General features: G+C 66.2%; 15 protein-coding genes and 1 pseudogene. 10 read left to right on the forward strand and 6 right to left on the reverse strand.

What is annotated here, in order from left to right; all coding sequences use genetic code 11:
• The 7 genes from C7C56_RS12070 to C7C56_RS12100 all read left to right on the forward strand — a co-directional run.
• Positions 1–1,368, forward strand: a 1,368-nt coding sequence (locus C7C56_RS12070) for a S1 family peptidase (protein WP_229458732.1), incomplete at its 5' end; no start/stop codon positions are given.
• On the forward strand, positions 1,365–2,336 hold the full coding sequence (locus tag C7C56_RS12075; RefSeq protein WP_106757642.1) for an FHA domain-containing protein: 972 nt from the start codon (positions 1,365–1,367) through the stop codon (positions 2,334–2,336). The genes C7C56_RS12070 and C7C56_RS12075, both read left to right, overlap by 4 nt.
• Complete coding sequence (locus C7C56_RS12080; protein WP_229458733.1) at positions 2,333–3,412, forward strand: sensor histidine kinase; 1,080 nt, start codon at positions 2,333–2,335, stop codon at positions 3,410–3,412. Before C7C56_RS12075 ends, C7C56_RS12080 begins: the two co-directional genes overlap by 4 nt.
• Positions 3,400–4,122, forward strand: coding sequence for a LytR/AlgR family response regulator transcription factor (locus C7C56_RS12085; RefSeq protein WP_106757644.1), 723 nt, complete (start codon positions 3,400–3,402; stop codon positions 4,120–4,122). The genes C7C56_RS12080 and C7C56_RS12085 overlap by 13 nt, the downstream gene beginning before the upstream one ends.
• A gap of 320 nt (positions 4,123–4,442) precedes the next feature.
• Positions 4,443–5,777, forward strand: coding sequence for a TrkH family potassium uptake protein (locus C7C56_RS12090; RefSeq protein ID WP_106757645.1), 1,335 nt, complete (start codon positions 4,443–4,445; stop codon positions 5,775–5,777).
• A complete protein-coding gene (locus C7C56_RS12095; RefSeq protein ID WP_106757646.1) occupies positions 5,770–6,468 on the forward strand; it encodes a potassium channel family protein in 699 nt (232 codons plus the stop codon). Before C7C56_RS12090 ends, C7C56_RS12095 begins: the two co-directional genes overlap by 8 nt.
• A 212-nt stretch (positions 6,469–6,680) precedes the next feature.
• Complete coding sequence (locus C7C56_RS12100; protein ID WP_106757647.1) at positions 6,681–7,922, forward strand: acyltransferase family protein; 1,242 nt, start codon at positions 6,681–6,683, stop codon at positions 7,920–7,922.
• A gap of 154 nt (positions 7,923–8,076) precedes the next feature.
• Here the strand turns inward: C7C56_RS12100 and C7C56_RS12105 are convergent, their stop codons facing one another.
• From C7C56_RS12105 to C7C56_RS12130, 6 genes are all read right to left on the reverse strand, one after another.
• Complete coding sequence (locus C7C56_RS12105) at positions 8,077–8,850, reverse strand: phasin family protein (protein ID WP_229458740.1); 774 nt, start codon at positions 8,848–8,850, stop codon at positions 8,077–8,079.
• Positions 8,851–8,949: 99 nt separating this feature from the next.
• Positions 8,950–9,843, reverse strand: coding sequence for an ion transporter (locus tag C7C56_RS12110; RefSeq protein ID WP_106757649.1), 894 nt, complete (start codon positions 9,841–9,843; stop codon positions 8,950–8,952).
• A 474-nt stretch (positions 9,844–10,317) separates the two neighbouring features.
• Entirely contained in the window at positions 10,318–10,869 is a 552-nt protein-coding gene (locus C7C56_RS12115) for an NADPH-dependent FMN reductase (protein WP_106757650.1), read from the reverse strand.
• A gap of 81 nt (positions 10,870–10,950) precedes the next feature.
• Positions 10,951–11,259: a hypothetical protein gene (locus tag C7C56_RS12120; RefSeq protein WP_106757651.1), complete on the reverse strand. Its 309-nt coding sequence runs from the start codon at positions 11,257–11,259 to the stop codon at positions 10,951–10,953.
• A gap of 3 nt (positions 11,260–11,262) precedes the next feature.
• Positions 11,263–12,519, reverse strand: a complete 1,257-nt coding sequence (locus tag C7C56_RS12125) for an MFS transporter (protein WP_106757652.1) — start codon at positions 12,517–12,519, stop codon at positions 11,263–11,265.
• On the reverse strand, positions 12,503–12,967 hold the full coding sequence (locus C7C56_RS12130; protein ID WP_181373145.1) for a MarR family winged helix-turn-helix transcriptional regulator: 465 nt from the start codon (positions 12,965–12,967) through the stop codon (positions 12,503–12,505). The genes C7C56_RS12125 and C7C56_RS12130 overlap by 17 nt, the downstream gene beginning before the upstream one ends.
• A gap of 159 nt (positions 12,968–13,126) precedes the next feature.
• Here C7C56_RS12130 and C7C56_RS12135 point away from each other — a divergent pair, with 159 nt between their 5' ends.
• The 3 genes and pseudogenes from C7C56_RS12135 (at position 13,127) to C7C56_RS29840 (ending at position 18,850) form a co-directional block, all read left to right on the forward strand.
• A complete protein-coding gene (locus C7C56_RS12135; RefSeq protein WP_106757653.1) occupies positions 13,127–14,449 on the forward strand; it encodes a hypothetical protein in 1,323 nt (440 codons plus the stop codon).
• A 175-nt stretch (positions 14,450–14,624) separates the two neighbouring features.
• Positions 14,625–14,870, forward strand: a pseudogene (locus C7C56_RS30700) (hypothetical protein); the annotation flags it as partial.
• Between the two features lie 254 nt (positions 14,871–15,124).
• Positions 15,125–18,850, forward strand: coding sequence for an alpha-2-macroglobulin family protein (locus C7C56_RS29840; protein WP_106757654.1), 3,726 nt, complete (start codon positions 15,125–15,127; stop codon positions 18,848–18,850).
• The last annotated feature ends 55 nt before the right edge of the window (positions 18,851–18,905 follow it).

Here is an 18,905-nt window from a genome sequence, read left to right on the forward strand (position 1 = left end):
GCGCCGGCCGCCAGCGCGCCCGCGGCCAGCGCGCCGGCGGCGGCGCTCGCGGCGACGCAAACCGTCCTGCCGGCCGATGCCGCCCCAGCCATCCCCGGCGCCGCCGACCCCGCGCCCGACATCCAGGCCGACGCCAGCACCACCCTGCCGCCGCCCTCCTCGGCCGCGCAAAAGCTGTATTCGACGGCCCGCGCCGACCTGCTGCAGATCCGCATGCTGCTCAAAAACGGGCGCACCCAGTCGACCGTCGGCTCGGGCTTCCTGGTCGGCACCGGCAACCTGGTGCTGACCAACTACCACGTGGTGTCGCAAATGGCGCTCGACCCCGACGTCTACGTCGGCCAATACGTCGACACCGACGGCAAGAGCGGCCCGATCGAGCTGCTCGCCGTCGACGTGTTGCACGACCTGGCCGTGGTGCGCATCAACCGCAAGGGCACGGGCGTGTTCACCATCCCCGAAAAACCGGGCAAGCTGACCCAGGGCCAGTACCTGTACTCGCTCGGCAACCCGCTCGACCTCGGCTTCGCGATCTCCGAGGGCGCCTACAACGGCGTCGTCACGCGCAGCTTCTACGACCAGCTCATGTTCACCGGCCCGATCAACTCGGGCATGAGCGGCGGGCCCAGCGTGACCGCCGGCGGCGAGGTCGCGGGCGTGAACGTGTCGAAGCGGCGCGACGGCGAGCTGGTCAGCTTTCTGGTGCCGGTGCGCTACGCCCAGGAACTGCTGGCCAGGGTCGCGGCGGCGCCCGCGCCGCCCAAGGATTTCAATCCCCTGATCGGGCGCCAGCTGCTGGCCCACCAGCGCGGCATGATCGACCGCCTGCTCGACGCCCCGCTCACGCTCAAGCCGATGGGTCCGTACCTGGCGCCGGTGCGCGAGTCCGGGCAGATGCGCTGCTGGGGGCGCTCCAACGTCAAGGCCGAGGCGACCTTCACCGCCGACACCATGAGCTGCTCGATGGAGTCGGCGATCTACGTGTCCGACACCCAGCAGACCGGCCAACTGTCGATCACCCATCACTACGTGCGCTCCGAAAGCCTCGACCAGGTCCGCTTCGCTGCGCTGGCGAGCAAGATATTCAAGGACTGGAGCGTCGGCAACGGCAAGGGCCCGCGCCTGACCGCGCCCTCGTGCACCGAGCGCTTCATCAAGACCAACTCGCTGCCGCTGCGCGCCGTCATGTGCGTGCGCGCCTACCGCAAGTTCGCCGGCCTGTACAACTTCGTGCTCCTTAGCGCCAGCACCGACGACGCCAAGGCGACCTTCCAGAGCCGGCTCGAGGTCTCCGGCGTCTCGTTCGAGAACGGCATGCGCACCACCCGCGCCTTCCTCGACGCGATGGCGCGCGGGGCCAAAAAATGAGCGGCCCGTATTTTATCGAAACGCTCGCGCGCAATGGCGACGTGCTGCACCGCCAGCAGGTAGGCACGCTGCCGATCCGGATCGGCCGCGGCTACGACAACGACATCATCGTCGACGACGCCCACGCCGCGCCGCGCCACGCGCTGGTCGACCTGAACGCCGAGGGCCAGCTCGAACTGCGCGACCTGGGCAGCCGCAACGGCGTGGTCCACCGCGGCCGGCGGCTCGCCAGCGTGGTGCTGACCGGCGACACGGTGGTGCGCATGGGGCACACCAGCCTGCGCGTGCGCGCCGCCGACTTTCCGGTCCCTACCGAGCTGGTCGACCGCACCATGCACAACTGGGAGGGTTTTTACCCGGGGCTGGTGGGGCTGGTCATCATCGCGCTGGTGGCGGTGCTGACGGTCTGGCTCGCCGACACCGAGACCTTCCGGGTGCAGCGCTATTTGCAGACCATCGCGTTCGGCGTCGGCCTCGGCCTGATCTGGGGCGGCGCCTGGGCGCTGGCCAACCGCCTGTTCGGGCAGCACGCGCGCATGGGGCGCCACCTGTTCATCCTCGCCTGCGGCATGGCCGCCGTCACGCTGTATAAATTTGCCGCGAGCATGACGGCGTACGCGTTCTCGCTCGAATCGCTCACCCGCTTCGGCTCGATCGTGGCGATCGCGCTCGGCGCCGGCATGGTGTTCTTCCACCTGCGCACGGTCAAGCCGCACCACCCGCGCCGCTTCGCCAACGTGTGCCTGCTGTTCGCGATCCTCGCCGCCGGACTGACCCTGATCGGCAACGAGCAGCGCCGCGGCCAGTTTGGCGACAACCTGTACATGTCGCTGCTGCTGCCGCCGTCGCTGCGCATGAGCCCGGACCACAGCGTCGACCAGTTCATGGCCGGCGCCGGCGCCCTCAAGGCCAAGCTCGACGCCGAACGCACCGAAAAGGTCAGCGAAGACGCCGACGCCGAAGAATGAACCAGCCCATCGGACACATGAATCCAAGCAAGCGCACCGCCCTCGTGTTCGGCCTGTCCTGGCTCCTGTTCTGGACCCTGATGGTGTGCGTCGCGATCCAGGACTACCTGCGCGACCACGGCCAACACCTGTGGCAGCCCGTGTTGTGGGAGACCTCGTCGCTGCTCACCGGGACCGCCCTGCTGCTGCTGCAACGCCACTTCACGCGCTCCCACGACGCGCTGCTGGCCACGCCCTGGCGCTGGTTCGCGCGCCAGGCGCTCTGGCTGCCGATGTACTGGGTCGCCTTCGTGCCGCTCGCCTTCGGCATGCGCCACGGGGTCTACGCCCTGGCTGGCCAGGTCTACCAACACGAACCCTGGCTCGACACCTTCGTCTACGAGTCGCTCAAAATTTCGGTGTTCGTGGGACTGCTGATCGTGATCCGCTTCGGCGTCTTGTCGTACCGCGAACTGCTCGAGGAAAAACTGCGGGTCGAGCAATCGAACTCGCTGCTGCGCCAGGCCCAATTGCAACGCCTGACGCAGCAGATGCAACCGCATTTCCTGTTCAACGCGCTCAATACGATTTCGTCCCTGATGCATTCCGATGTCGAGCGCGCCGACGCCACCCTGATCGAGCTGGCCGACGTGCTGCGCACCACACTCGAACTGGGCGAGCTGCACGAGGCGCCGCTGGCGACCGAGATCCGGCTCGCGCGCGCCTATGCGCGCGTGATGGCCGAGCGCTATCGCGACCGGGTGGCAATCGACTGGCGCATCGACGACAGCGCCCTCGCCTGCGCCGTCCCCGTGATCAGCGTGCAGCCGCTGCTCGAGAACATTTTCAAACACACCGTCGAACGGCGCAGCGAGCGCACCAACATCGTGATCTCGGCCAGCTGCCGGGCGGGCTCGCTGCTGGTGCGGCTCGACGACGACAGCGGGACGCTGGCAGGCGACGAGGAACCGGGCATCGGGCTGCGCAACGTGCGCGCCCGGATCGCGTTTTTGCACGGCGCCGGCGCCACCCTCGAACTGAGCCAACTACTACCCGCCGGCGTGCGCGCCGAGATGCGGCTGCCATGCGCGTGCTGATCGTCGACGACGAGGCCCCCGCGCGCGACAAGCTGCGCCGCCTGCTCGCGTTCGAGGCCGACGTCACCGAAGTGGCCGAGGCGCGCGACGGCATCGACGCCTTGCAGCAGATCGCCGCCAGCGCCCCCGACGTGGTGTTCCTCGACATCCAGATGCCCGGCGTGAGCGGCATCGAGCTGGCCGCCTCGCTGCCGGCGCCGGTGCCGCTGATCGTCTTTGTGACCGCGTTCGACCAATACGCAATCAGCGCCTTCGACGCCAACGCGATCGACTACCTGCTCAAGCCCTACGACCGCGAACGCCTGCGCCGCTCGCTTGCGCGGGTGCGCGCGCGGCTGCGGCCGGGCGCGCCGGCCGACCGGCTGGGCATGGCGCCCGACACCGGCCAGCCGGTGCGCCAGTTGCTCGTGACCGAGCGCGGCGTGACCCGCATCGTGCGGGTCGACCAGATAGGCTGGATCGAGACGGCCGACAATTACGTGGTGCTCCATTGCGCGCACGAGCAGCCGCTGATGCGCCAGACGCTGGCCGGACTGCTCGACAAACTGGGCCCCGGCTTCATGCGCTGCCACCGCCGCGCGGCGGTGCGGCTCGCGTGCGTCGAACGCATCATCGCGCTCGACAAAGGCGACTGCGAATTGCTGCTCAGCGGCGGCGCGCTGGTCCCCTGCAGCCGCCAGTACCGGTCGGCGCTGATCGCGAGGTTGTAGGCGGGGCGGACGGCGGAAACGGGGAATGTCGGACGCAAAAATCCAACTGCCGATCATCGACGTCCCGAAGCGGCCGGTTCGCATGCCATATTTGCCATTTGGAACGAATTGTGCGCGGGGATTCTGTTACATTACGATCGCCGTTGAGCGATCGATTCCCCCTTTACCGTTTGAGCGCGTGCGGCGCGTACCAAAAAAAGGCCCGGCATGGTCCCGGCATGGTCCCACCGCATCCGACACCTGCGACAGGGATTGATCTCAGCGCGGGCCCAGGACGTCCCTGCACTTGCGACGCCGACTGACCAAAGAACAATAAAAAAATGATAAAACAACGACTACTCCACCCCGCGCGCATAGTCGCGCTCGCGTTTCTTGTGGCCATCCTGATCGGCACGCTTTTGTTGATGATGCCGTTTGCCCGGTCCGGGGCGGGCTCGGCGCCCTTCCTGGTCGCGCTCTTCACCTCCGTCTCCGCGGTGTGCGTCACGGGACTGGCCGTCGTCGACACCGGCACCTATTGGTCTTCGGCGGGACAGGGCACGATCATGCTGCTGTTCCAGATAGGCGGCTTTGGAATGATGACGGGTGCGACACTGCTCGGTTTGATGGTGAACCGCTCGCCGAGGTTGCGCCTTAAACTCATCACCCAGACGGAGACACATTCATTGGGATTGGGCGACGTTGCCAACGTCGCAAAGCTGGTGCTGGCTGTGACCATCGCGTGTGAGTTGATTGTCGCGCTGGTGCTGACGATGCGCTTCCATTTCGGCTATGGACTGGAATGGCAAAAGGCCGCCTGGAGCGGGCTTTTCCATGCCGTTTCGGCTTTCAACAACGCCGGGTTTTCGATCCACGCCGACAGCGTCATGCGCTATGCCCCCGACGCGCTGGTCCTCCTGCCACTGATGTTGGCGATTTTTATCGGCGGCATAGGCTTTCCCGTGTTGATGGATCTGCGCGACAAGGCCAGATCGCCGCGCGGCTGGTCCTTGCACACCAAGCTGACGCTCGCGGTCACCGGCGTGCTGCTGTTGCTCGGTTTTGTCGGGGTCCTGGTTTTTGAATGGTCCAACGCAAAAACCCTTGGCGTGATGTCGCTTCCGGACAAGGTTTTGTCGGCGGCGTTCACCTCGGTATCGGCGCGGACCGCCGGCTTCAATTCCATCGATTTCGCCGTCGCCAGCCGGGAAACCTGGGCCCTCCACTATTTGCTCATGTTCGTCGGGGCGGGCAGCGCAGGCACCGCGGGCGGCGTAAAAGTGGGCACCGTGGCGATCCTGTTCTTGCTTGTCGTGGCGGAGATACGCGGCCATCCGGACAGCGAGGCGTTCGGCCGCCGTGTTGGCACAGCGGCGCAACGGCAGGCGATCACGGTCCTGGTGCTCGGCGGCGCAATGGTCATCCTGGGCACGATGGTGCTTTTATCGGTCAGCGACGCCCCGACCGACCGCATCATTTTTGAAGTGATTTCCGCCTTCGGCACCGTTGGACTATCGACGGGAATCACCGCCGAACTGCCGGCCGTGGGGCAGTTTGTGCTGATTGTACTGATGTACCTGGGCCGCATAGGGACGATCACCCTGGCGACATCACTTATACTCGGCGAACGGCGCATGCCGTATCGCTATCCTGAGGAGCATCCAATTGTTGGGTAGAATTTTTACAGAGCAGTTCGCGTTTTCGGCGGGCGACAGTGTTTTGGTGATCGGCTTGGGCCGCTTCGGCAGTTCCGTGGCCCAGTCACTGGTCCGCTTGGGCCACGACGTCATGGGCGTCGACACCAACGGCGAACGGGTCCAACTGTGGGCGGACAAGCTGACCCACGCGGTGCAGGCTGATTCGACCAAAGAGGCCGTGATGCTGCAACTGGGCGCCGCCGATTTTTCGCACGCGATCGTCGCCATCGGCGGCGACATCGCCTCGAGCCTGTTGACACTGATGGTGCTGACCGAATTGGGGATCAAGGACATCTGGGTCAAGGCGCTTGACCGCGACCACGGACAGCTTGCGAAAAAAATGGGCGCCCATCATGTGGTCACGCCCGAGGCGGACATGGGGGAGCGGGTCGCCCATCTGATCACGGGCCGACTGATCGATTTCATCGAATTCGATGACGGTTTCGCCATCGCCAAGATCCACGCCCCCGTGATGACCCACGACAAGACCCTGACCGAATCGCGCGTGCGTGAGCAATTTGGGGTGACCATCGTCGGCGTCAAGCGGGCAAACACCGACTTCCAGCATGCCACCCCGGAGACATCGGTGCAATCTGCCGATCTGCTCATCGTGTCGGGCCCCACGCGAAAGATTGAGTTGTTTGCCAGCGGTACCAAAGTAAAAAAATAGCTTTTCCCAGCGCGGGTGCGCGATCTTGTGCGGGAGGCGACCGAGGTAGGGCTTCCCGAGGTAGGGCTTCTTTCCTCGGTCCGGCGGCGACGAAGACACGAACGGCCAAATCCGCCCCGCCCCACGGCGGGTCCATCCGGCCACATCGCGCTCGCCCGCGCCCGGCGGCGGCCCTACTCTGGACGCTGTTCCCACTTCCAGAGCCGACCGCCATGCAAGCACATCACCACCCGACCCGTCTGTATTTCCTCGACTGGGTCCGCATCCTCGCCTTCTTCGTCCTGATCGTCTATCACATCGGCATGTACTACGTGAGCTGGGACTGGCACGTCAAGAGCGCCGCCAAGAGCGACGCCATCGAACCGCTGATGCTGCTGTCCTCGCCCTGGCGGCTCGGCCTGCTGTTCCTGATCTCGGGCGTCGGCGCGCGCTTCATGCTGGCCAAACTGGGCGCGCTGCGCTTCATGCGCGAACGCAGCGCGCGCCTGCTGGTGCCGCTGCTGTTCGGCATGCTGGTGATCGTGCCGCCCCAGTCCTACTTCGAGGTCGTCGAAAAGCTCGCCTATGCCGGTTCCTACGGCGATTTCCTGCGCCTCTATCTGGGTGCCTACGGCGGCTTTTGCAGCGCGCCCACCGAATGCCTGATCCTGCCGACCTGGAACCACCTGTGGTTCGTCGCCTACCTGTGGGTCTACACCTTGCTGCTCGGGGCCTTGATGCTGCCACTGGGCGCGCGCTTCGACGCGCTCTCTGATGCCCTGGCCCGGCGCCTGGTCGGCTGGCGCGTCTTCGTGCTGCCGCTCGTTGCACTCGGCCTGGCCCGCGTCGTGATGCACGCGCGCTTTCCCACGACCCACGCCCTGATCGACGATTGGTACAACCACGCCAATTATTTCGTGCTGTTTCTGCTGGGCGCCCTGCTGTCGCGGCAAGCGGCGTTTTGGGCCCGCCTCGACGGCTTGCGTTGGACCGCACTGGGCACGGCGCTCGCCTGTTGGGCCGCGATGACCATCTACTACTCGCTGCCTGAACCAATGCGCGCCTACGACGGCCTCGAGGGCGCGCTGCAACGCCTGGTCTACGCCTTGTGCCAATGGAGCGCGATCATCGCCGTCTGCGGCTTTGCGCACCGCCACCTCGCATTCGACAGCGCCGCGCGGCGCTATCTGACGCAGGCAGCTTTTCCGGTGTACATCGCGCACCAGACGCTGATTGTGGGAATCGCGCACCTGATCAAACCGGCCAAACTGGCCCCGGCGATCGAAGCGTTTGTTTTGTTTGTGCTGACCCTAGCGATCAGTTTCGCCCTGTTCGAACTGGCGCGCCGCAGCGCGTTGCTGCGCCCGCTGTTCGGGCTGCCGCGCAACGCGGCACCGGCTACGCACGCCAAAGCCGCCCCGCCGGCACCGGCTGCGCACGCCGCGCCTGCGGCCCCGGGCGCGCCGGCCCTTTGAGGTGAAGCGGAAACGGAGAAGCGGAAACGGTGAAGCGGAAACGGTGAAGCGAGAACGGTGAAACGGAAACGAAAAAGCCCGCCATGCTGTTGACATGGCGGGCTGCGATTTCATGACTACATGGCGCCTGGCGCCTAAGCGGCCAGGCTACACATTACTCCTTGCGTGGGCTGGTGCCTGGCTTGCCGGAGGTACCGGCTTGGCCAGCTTGGCCGCTCATGGAACCTTGCATGCTGCCTTGCATTTCGCTTTGGCTGCCGCCGGAGCTTTGCATGCTGGCGCCGGCCGAACCGTTGCCGCTACGGCCTTGCGATGCGCCGGTTTGGAAAGGATCGCTGAACTTGCGCATGGTTTCTTGCTGCGAACGCATGCTGCGCTCGGTCTCTTCGCTGGCCACGCGCGCCACTTCGTCGGCCAGTTCGCGCGCGGTGCGGCTCGTTTCCTGGATATGCTGCTCGGTCACGCGGGCCAGGTCGATTTGCGCATCAGCGGCGACGCGCGAGATGTGCTGCTGATAGGCGCGCAGCTTTTCCGTTGCTGGCTGGGCGCGCGATGCGGCGGCACCAATCACATCGGTCTGGCGGTCGGCGGTCAGCACTTGCTGGGTGGCCAGGGTCGACTCTTCGAGCATGGTCTGGGTCAACTGGATATTCAGGTCGCACAGTTGTTGAAACGAGCGGAACAGCGATTTGGACATGTCGTTGATAAACGACATCTGCGCGTCCATGTGGCTACGGACGGCTGGGGTAACAGACTGGGAAAATGGATACATGGAATTAGCCTCAAAGAATTTAAAACGAAGAAAGAAATTGCGGTCCGTAACGAGCGGGGCGGTCGTACCGATGCCGTTTGTCGCGTTGCCACAGCGCGTGCGTGTGAAAAACGATTTGCTCGCTGATTTGTCTAAAAACCAGCATCGCTTCAGCACGGTCTTCAAGGCTAAGGTAATGGGCTCAGCGCCCCATGACATTGGTCAATCGTGTCCATCCAAAGCGCAAACGCGGGCCGATTGGCCCGGCGTTTCGTCTTATACGGGCTCGTATCTATACGGAGGCAATTCCGCCCCACAATTTTTACAGAAGCGGGCGGTGGCCTCGTGTCCCTCGGTCAGGCATTCCGGACAGGTGCGCGTGGTCGGAGCGCGCCGCCCCATGCGCTGCGAGGTCATCTCGGCGGTGACGATGCCGGTCGGCACCGCCAGCACGCCCCAGCCGAGCAACATCATGAACGAGGCGATGGCCTTGCCCACGCCGGTCTGCGGCACGATGTCGCCGTAACCGACCGTGGTCATGGTCACCACGGCCCAATACATGGCGATGGGGATGCTGGTGAAACCGCTCTTGGGGCCCTCGACCACGTACATGATGGTGCCCAGGATCAGCACCGCCATCAGCACCACCGACAGGAAGATCAGGATCTTGCGCCCGCTCGCGCGCAGCGCCTCGCCCAGCATCATGTACTCGTCCAGATACAAGGTCAGCTTGAAGATGCGGAAGATGCGCAGCAGGCGCAGGATGCGGACATCGAGCAGCGCGCCCGCCTCGGGCACGAAAAGAGAAAAATACGTCGGCAGGATCGACAGCAGGTCGATGATGCCGAAAAAACTGGTGGCGTAGCGCAAGGGGTGGCGCACGCAGACCAGGCGCGCGATGTATTCGGCCGTGAACAACAGCGTGAAGCCCCATTCGAGGATGTCCATCGTGCGCCCGTGGCGCGCGTCGATCTGGGGCACGCTGCCGGCCAGCACGACCGATATGCTCAACAGGATGGCGATGACGATGGCGACGTCGAAGCGCTTCCCGGCCTTGGTGTCGGCCTCGAAAATGATCGTGTAGAGGTGCAGCCGAAAGCCGGACTGGGGCTTGCCGAATTCTTTCGCCTTCTTTTTGAGGGTGCTGGGAATCGCGCTTGTTCTAGGCATGGTGGACGGTGGAAATTGCGGCGCAGCCGGACGTTTGCACAATAACACGCGGCATCGACAGCGCGAAGCCCTTGCCCGGCCGGGTGTTCAGGTCGTGCCAGGGCTGGCCACGTGGCGGTCATGGCGCAATCGTCGGTTTCCGCGGTCCATTTTCGACGTTTCGACGGCCCAATTGCGCAGCCCGTCGCACATGGCCCGTTGAGCGCGCTTCTCAATGTTGATATTTAAGCATTGATGACAAGCCGCATTCCCCCATGGCCGCAGGAACCGTCTTGCGCGGCCGGCGCGGGACCGAGGTCTGAGAGGCCGGGCGCTCAGAGGCTGAGAGTTTTTCGGGCGTGTCCAAGCAGCCCGCGAGAAAGCGGCAGATCGAGGCGCAAAGCACAGCCATAGCGGGCTATGGCGAGCATTTGCAACGACGAACTGGCGCTTTCTGGCGTGCTGAGCGGGCATGATCGAAAGACTCTCAGCCTCTCAGTCGGCGTGCCGCTCGACCCAGGTGGCGAAGGCGTCGATGTATTTTTGCAGGTGGACCGTGGTCGCCTCGTCGATCAACTCGGCCCCCTCGAACAGCTTGCCCGCGTTGCCGACGTAGGCCTCGGGCTGCTGCATGGTCGGCACGTTGACCGCCATGAGCGACTGGCGCAGATGGTGGTTGGCGCCAAAGCCGCCCAGCGCGCCCGGCGACACGCTCACAATGCCGCCCGGCTTGCCGCTCCAGACGCTTTTTCCAGGCGGGCGCGAACCGACGTCGACCGCGTTCTTGAGCACGGCGGGGACCGAGCGGTTGTATTCGGGCGTGCAGAACAGGATGCCGTCGAACTGGCTGATTTTTTCGCGGAATTCGACGTAGGTCGGTGGCGGCGACGGGTCGTCATCCTGGTTGTACATCTCGAGCTGGCCGATCTCGATGATCTCGAGTTCGAGCGTCGACGGCGCGAGCAGCACCAATGCCTTGGCCACCTTGCGGGTGAACGACTCCTTGCGCAAACTGCCTACCAGTACCGCGATTTTTCTCGTTGCCATGTCGGACCTTTCAGGATGAAGGTCTTCATAGTAACCATTTTCGCATGCTTATGCGCGCACCATGCGCGCACGCCGGCGCCGTCAGATCCTGCCGCGCCGGAACTCGGCCAGGAATTTTTTCGCCTGCGCCGGTGTCAGCACGTGCACCGGATCGCCATGGTAGGCGTACAAAAACGGCGGGCCGCCCTGGCGGTCGGTCAGCTTGGCCGACAGCAGGAACCTGGTGCCCGCCGGATAGAGCGCCGGATCAACCATGTTGCGCGAACACTGCACCGACAAGCTCGGCGCGAACGCCTGTCCCGCCATGGGGCGGATGCGCAGCGCGCCGCTGCGGGCGTCAAGCATCGATTCGACCGCCACTTCGCGGTAGGCGTAAATATCACGTGCCATGATTCAAACTTTCACTGGTGGGGCCGGCAGCGGGCGCATCACATGCGCCTCGCGGATCGGCAGGTTGACCAAGGCGGCGGCGATGGCGAGCGCGATGTCGGCGTACCACATCCAATTGTAATTGCCAAAGTTGACGAACGCGAGGCCGCCCAGCCAGGCGCCGAAAAAGCCGCCGATCTGGTGCGACAGCAGCGTCATTCCGAACAGGGTCGACAGGTAGCGCATGCCGAACAATTTGCCGACCAGGCCGGCCGTGGGCGGCACCGTGGCCAGCCAGGTGAAGCCGAGCGCCGCCGCGAACACGTAAAAGGTCAGCGCCGTCTTGGGCGCGAGCAGGTAGATGACGATCATCACCGCGCGGCTGCCGTACATCAGCGCCAACAGCGACTTCATGCGGTAGCGCGTGCCCAGCGCGCCGGCGGCCAGGCTGCCGGCGATGTTGAACAAGCCGATCAGCGCCAGCGCGGTCGCCGACACGCCGGCCGACAGGTCGCACAGGGCGACCTCGCCCGGCAGATGGGTCACCAAAAACGCGATGTGGAAACCGCAGGTGAAGAAGCCCGCGTGCAGGCACAGGTAGCTGCGCTCGCGCATGGCGATCTTGATCTGCGCCCAAAGCCCGATGCCGGGCGGCCCGGCCGGGCTGGGCGCGGCCACGCCCGCCGCCTTCGGCAGGCCGGCGCCGCGGCGCAGCGGCCATGCGAGCGGAATCGTGAGCAGCGTGGTGGCGGCCATGGTGAACATGGCCACGATCCAGCCGGCGCTGCTGATAATGGCTTGCATCAGCGGCGCGAACACGAACTGGCCGAACGAGCCGCCCGCGTTGATGAAGCCCGCCGCGAACGGGCGCCGCGCCGCCGGCAGGCGCTGCGCCGTGGCGCCGATCAGGATCGAAAAGCTGCCCGCCCCCGCGCCGGCGGCCGAGAGCACGCCCATGGTCATGATCAGGCCCCACTGCGAACTGGCGAACGGCGTGAGCGCCATGCCCAGCGCCAGCAGCAGCGCGCCGAGGATGATCACGTGCAGCGCGCCGTATTTGTCGGCCACCGCGCCAAACACCGGTTGCACCGCGCCCCAGACGAACTGGCCGATCGCCAGCGCGAAACTGATCGAGGCGATGCCCAGGCCGGTCGAGGTGGTAATCGGCGACATGAACAAGCCCGTGGTCAGGCGCGCGCCCATGGTGATCATCAAGATCGCGGAGGCCGCGAGGATCAACAGCCACGCGGCGCGCGGCGTCGTGTCAGGCTGGTTTTGCATGGTGTTGGCCGTCGAGCAGGGGAAGCAGCCGGGTCAGCGTGGCGTCGAGCTGGTGGTGCAGGGCGCGCACCGCATCGCGCCCGAGCAGCCGTTCGGTTTCGTCCTGGGCCGCGCGCCACGCCACTTTGGCGCTCTTGACCTTGGCCAGCCCGGCCGGGGTGATGGTGACCATGCGCACGCGCCCGTCGGCGCCCGGGTTGAGCGTCACCCAGCCGGCTTCGATCAGCGGCTTGAGGTTGCGCGTGAGGGTGGTGCGCTCGGTCGCCAGGATGTCGGCCAGCTCGGCCACCGGCAAGGCGGCGCGCGCCACGTTGGCCAGCAGCGAGTACTGGGTGGTCTTGAGGCCGACCGCGGCCAGGTGCTGGTCGTACACGCGTGACATTGTGCGCGTCAATTTGCGCAGCTTGAAGCAGGTGCAGCCCAGCGGGCTTTCGGGAGTTGCGCTCATGGTCGAAACCGAAATAGGTGTAACTGCACGGAGTGAATGAAACGAATTATAGTGCAGTTGCACGCTTTGGCAGGCCCAACGCTTTTTCATTACATATTATTGACAATTAGCAATTATTTACCGGCTATACTTGATTTACCTCTTTTTCAAGTCCAGAAAATGTCCAGCCGCCTCCGCACTTGCCGCCTCCTCGTCCTCGCCCCGCCCACCCTGTTCACCCTGCTCACCCTGCTCACCATGCCGGCATCGGCGGCGACGGTGGCGACGTTCTCCCCGCGCGCGGCGGTGCAGGAGGTGGACCAGGTCAGGGCCAGCTTCAGCGATCCGATGGTGGGCATGGGCGACACCCGCGCCGGCGCGCCGTTGGAGATCGACTGCGCCCTCGACGGCCACGGACACTGGGTCGACCAGCGCAACTGGGTATGGGATGTGCGCCCAAAGGCGGACGAGATCAAGCGCGACGCCCTGAGCTGCGTGTTCAATCTCAAAGCCGGGCTGCGCACGCTTGCCGGCAAGCCCGTGCAGGGCGAGCGGCGCTTCGACTTCAAGCTGCCCGCGCTCAGCGAAGCGCAAACGCTGCGGATCGTCGGCCAGCACCCGCAGCACTGGCAACGAGCCGCCGAGGACCAGACCTTCTTGTTGCGTTTCAGCCGGCCGCTCAAATCCTTCAAGCCGGCCCTTTTTTGCGATTGGGGCATACAGGCACACGAGAGCGTGGTCGTTCAGGACCGGGCTGCGACCATGCGGGCCGCGCTCGGCGCTCAGTGGAAAGACCAGCTCGACGCCGACGCGGCGATCCTCGCGGTGCGTTGCCCGCGCCCGCTGCCGAGCGGCGCGACGATACGGATCGGAATGGATCGCGGCGGCCTCAAACCCGCGCTTGCCAAATTCAAGATACGCCCCGCTTTTGCTGCCACCATCAGTTGCCAGTCCGTTCCCGCGACCGGCGCGTGCACGCCTTACGAACCGATCGAGCTCATATTCAACGCGGAGGTTTCCGAAACATTCCTGGCGGCCATACGGCTGTCCTCGCCCGATGGCGCGCGCGCCGGCGCGGCCCGCGTCGGCCACTTCCACGGGCATGGAAGCCCGGTCAGCAAGTTGACATTCGCGGGACCGCATCGCCATGACACGCGGTTTTCGATCAGCTATCCGGCGGGCATAGCCGACCGCGAGGGCCGGACCGCGCCACCCTGGGGGCTGCCGGCGGGCGTGCTTACGAGTGCGCACATTCCGACCGCCACATTCAGCGGACCGTCGTTTGCCGTCGCGCGCGACGCCGACAGTTCCGCCGGATTGCTGTTTACCCACGGGGCGCGCCCGCTCGCCATGCGTGAACTGCTGGTCGGCGCCGGGAGCGACCAGCAACGGGCCGACCAGGACATGCTGCGCTGGATGCAAGCCTATCAAATGGCGCCTTCCGACCAAGTCCACCGCGACGGATCGCTGGCCCACGCGCGCGCTTCGCTGCTGGACGGGTAGGCGGCGCCGCGCGCGCGCGCTGCCCGACGGCCCGGCTGCCGGCCCGGCTGCCGATGTGTGGAAACCGCGACTGAAGCTGAGCGGCCGCGGCTTGCATTTATTGGAGATGAAAACCGCGGCGCAAGGCGAAGCCGGCGGCCCCTTGTTCAGCCGGGCCGCGGTACTGGTGACGAACATGGCGGTCCATCTCAAGCTGGCCCGGCAGGGCAGCGTGGCCTGGGTCACGACGCTCGACACCGCCGCGCCGATGGGCGGCGCCGAGCTGCGCCTGTATGACTGCGGTCAACAAATCGTCTGGCGCGGCAAGACCGATCGCCACGGCATCGCGCGCATAAACGTGGCCCTGCCCGAATGCGGGCGCCATGGCGAACGGCACAGCGTTGTTGCCAGGCACCGCGATGCGAAGGGAAACGAGGACGTCTCTTTCAGCCTGAGCACTTGGGCCGACGCGGCCGACCCGAGGAGGCACGCGATACAGGGCGGGGGCGGCTACCGCCATGGCTACGCAACCGTCCACCGGGCCAATACCGTACTCGATCGCGCCCTGTTCCGGCCCGGAGAAACGGTGTCGATGCGCCACTTCCTGCGCCAGGAAAGCAAGGACGGCCTTGATTTTGTGCCGAGGGACAAGCTTCCCGGCTTTGTCGTGCTCTCCCATCTGGGGAGCGATAAGAGATGGAGCATCCCCCTCGTGTGGGACGGGGCGGTTCCGCCGCCGCATCGCGCTTTGCGCTTGCGCCCGATGCCACGCTCGGCGACTACGCGATCTTGCTGTCCGAGGACCCCGCCAAGCACGACAGGAATGATCAATACAACGGCGGCTTCACCGTGGCCGCTTTCCGGCAGCCGCTGATGGCCGGGCGGATCGGCGTGGCGCCGGCGCGATTGCCCGTGCTGTCCGGACAGGCGCCGACGATCGAGGCGTCGCTGCGCCACGCCAACGGCGGCGCGGCGAAAGGCTGGCCGGTGCGCATGCGCGCCACGCTGAACCGCACACCCACACGGGAAAAGACGGAATACGGCTACAAGATAAGCGCGTCGGACTGGTATGTCGACGCCCCCGACTGGAAGGACCGCAACAGCATCGTGACGCTCGACGAACGCGAGCTGACGCTCAACGCCGGGGGATCCGTCAATCTCGCCTTGCCGTCGCTGCCGCGCAAGGACTATCCCTACAATCTGCTGCTCGAACTCACTTACGCCGACCCGAACGGGGAACAGCAAATGCTCGGTGAGCAAGCCACGGTGTGGCCGGCGGCGATTCGGGTCGGTTTGGCAGCACATGGAAAACCGGAGATCGGACGCCCGCTGCTGCTCAAAGCACTCGCGCTCGATACCAAGGGTGCGCGCCAATCCGGCCAGGCGCTGCGTATTTCGGCGCGCCGCGCCCGGCCCGGCGACGGCCAGCATCGGAACGCGACCACATCGTATGACGCGCTTGGGATCGTCTGCGAGGGCCGCAGCGATGCCCTCGGCATCCTCGAGTGCCCGTACCGGTTCCACGCGGCGGGAGCGTATGAATTCACCGCGCACACGCAGGACGCCGACGGCCGGGCCGCGACGGTCGCCGTCGAGACGCGGGTCGGGGCCGGCCCAAGCGCGGGAAAAGACTTGTTCATGCGTGCCGACCGCGCGCTCTACCAAGCGGGCGAAACGGCCCGGCTGCGCATCGATGTGCCCTTCGCTAAAGCCAATGCCCTGCTCGCGGTCGAACGCGAGGGCGTCATGGAGACGCGCGTCATCGCGCTTGCGGGCCCGCGGGCGCAGATCGCGCTGCCGATCCTGCCGGCCTGGGGGCCGAACGTGTTCGTCTCCGTGCTGGCGATCGCACCGCTGACGCAGGCGGCAATGGCGGACCCCGGCGCCAGGCCCGACCACGCTTGGGGCGCGCTCAACCTCAAGGTGGGCATGCGCCACCGCGCGCTGCGGGTCACACTCAAGAGCGACAAGCCAGGCTACGCGCCGCGCGAACGCGACAAAGTCCGCATCCATGTGGCCATGCCGGACGGGAAAAAAGTACCGCCCGGAACAACGGTGGCATTCGCTGCGGTCGACGAGGCCTTGCTGGCCTTGAAGGACAATACATCGTGGCAATTGCTGGCAAGCTTGATCCATGGGCGCTTCTACAACGTCTCGACCCACACGCCCTTGGCATTGCCGATGGGCCATACGCCGCAGCAGCAGCAACAACGGGCGATCCAGCGCGTGCTCGAATCGATCGCGCGGATTCAAAAAGGCGCACCCGCAGTCCTTGAGAGCGCGATGTCGTTGAAAAGGTCGGTCATTGTCACCGGGTCCCGGGTCGCCGCGTCGGACGCTTCGGAACCAGTCTTGCCGCCCGCTCCCAAGGACCGGGCCCCCGCCCTGCGCGCCCTGCTCGACAATCTTCTGCTGTGGGAGCCCGCGATCGCGCTCGACGGCAACGGCGAGGCAGTCATCGAAGTGCCGCTCAACGACGCCCTGACCCGATTCCGTCTGGTCGCCGTCGCGAGCGTCGGCAGCAATTACTTCGGCAATGGCAGCATCAACATCGACGTCGCCCAGGACGTGCAGGTGAGCTCGGGCCTGCCGCCGGTGGTCCATGCCGGCGACCGGCTGCAGGCGATGGTCACCGTGCGCAACGCGGCCAAGCGCGCCCTCACGCTCGACGTCTCGGCCAGGGCCGAGGGCGTCGCGCCGCTGCCGACACGCAGCATCACGCTCGCGCCGGGCGCGTCGCAAGTGGTCAGGTGGATGGTCGACATTCCGGAGGGTCGCGCCGCGCTCGCGTGGCAGCTCGGCGCGACCGAGGCCGGCAAACCGGGCAACGGCGACCGGCTCGCGGTCAGCCAGAGCATCGCCCCGGCCACCCCGGTGACGGTGCAGGCGGCGACCCTTCGCGAGCTCGACGGGGCCTTCGCGATCCCGCTCGCCCTGCCCCGGGACGCCCTCGCCGGCAGCGGTTCGCTCAACATCGCGTTCCAGGCCAGCCTGGCCGGAGGCATGCCCGGCGTGCGGCGCTGGTTCGAACGCTACCCCTACCAGTGCCTCGAACAACGCGCCTCGGTCGCATTCGGGCTGCCGGACCAAAGCGCCTGGGGCAAGGTCATGGCCGAACTGCCCAAGTACCTGGACGCCGATGGCCTGGCCTCGTACTTCCCGGTGCCGGCGTCCGGCGGCGCCGACGGCAGCGACACCCTGAGCGCCTACCTGCTCGCGCTATCGCACGAGGCCGGCTGGGCCATCCCCGACACAGAGCGCACACGCATGCTCGAAGGCCTGGCAGCGTTCGCGCAATCGAAGATCAAACGCGCGCACTGGGCGCCGCGCGACGACAGCACGGCGCGCAGGCTGGCCGCCGTGGCGGTGCTGTCCCGGCACGCGCGGGCGAGCGCGGCGATGGTGGCCGGCGTCCGAATCGACCCCGACGAATGGACCGTCGCCATGCTCACCGATTGGCTCAATGTGCTGCGCCGTGTCGAAGGCATCCCCAACGCGCGCGCCTTGCAGGAACAGGCCGAAAACCAGCTGCGCGCGCGCCTGGGCTTCCAGGGCACGCGCACGGTGTTCTCGAGCGAAAAGCGCGATCACTGGTGGTGGTTGATGGGCAATGGCGACGTCGACGCGGCGCGCCTGCTGCTGGCCGTGCGCGACCTGCCCCCGTGGCGCGACGATTTGCCGCGCATCGCCGGCGGCCTGCTCGGGCGCCAGCAAGGCGGCGCCTGGAGCAGCACCGTGGCCAATGTCTGGGGCACGCTGGCGATCAAGCAGTTCGCCGGCCAATTCGAAGCGGCCGCGGTCACCGGCCGCACCGGGGTCACGCTCGCATCGTCCCAATCGCCGCCCAAGGCGGTGCAATGGGACGCGGGCCAGCCGGCCCCCATGACGCTGCCATTGGCGCAAGGCCCGTTCGAGCTGCGCCTGGCCCATGCCGGCGGCGGCAAGCCCTGGGTCACGGTCCAGGCGCTGGCGGCCGTGCCTTTGCTCGCGCCGCAGTCGGCCGGCTACCGGATCGAAAAATCGATGACCCCGGTACAGCAGAGGGTGCCGGGGCGGATCAGCGTCGGCGACCTCTGGCGCGTCAGCGTCGATGTCGACGCGCAGGCCGACATGACCTGGGTCGTGCTCGACGACCCGGTGCCGGCCGGCGCCAGCATCATGGGCTCGGGCCTGGGGCGCGACGCGGCCGGCGCGACCAAAGGTGAACAGAGCGGCGGGCCCCGGCCCGCCTACGAGGAACGCAACTTCACGCGCTACCGCAGCTATTACCGGCACATCCCGCGCGGCCGCTTCAGCCAGCGGTACACGATCCGCATCAACAACGCGGGCACGTTTGTGCTGCCGCCGACGCGGGTCGAGGCGATGTACGCGCCCGACGTGTTCGGGGCGATCCCGAACGCGCCGCTGCAAATCAACGAATAAGGGTTGCGCAGGCCAAGGCGCCCACAAGATATTGCAGTGCAGTATAAATAATGTT

Source organism: Massilia glaciei (assembly GCF_003011895.2).
In the GTDB taxonomy this organism is placed as follows: domain Bacteria; phylum Pseudomonadota; class Gammaproteobacteria; order Burkholderiales; family Burkholderiaceae_D; genus Telluria_A; species Telluria_A glaciei.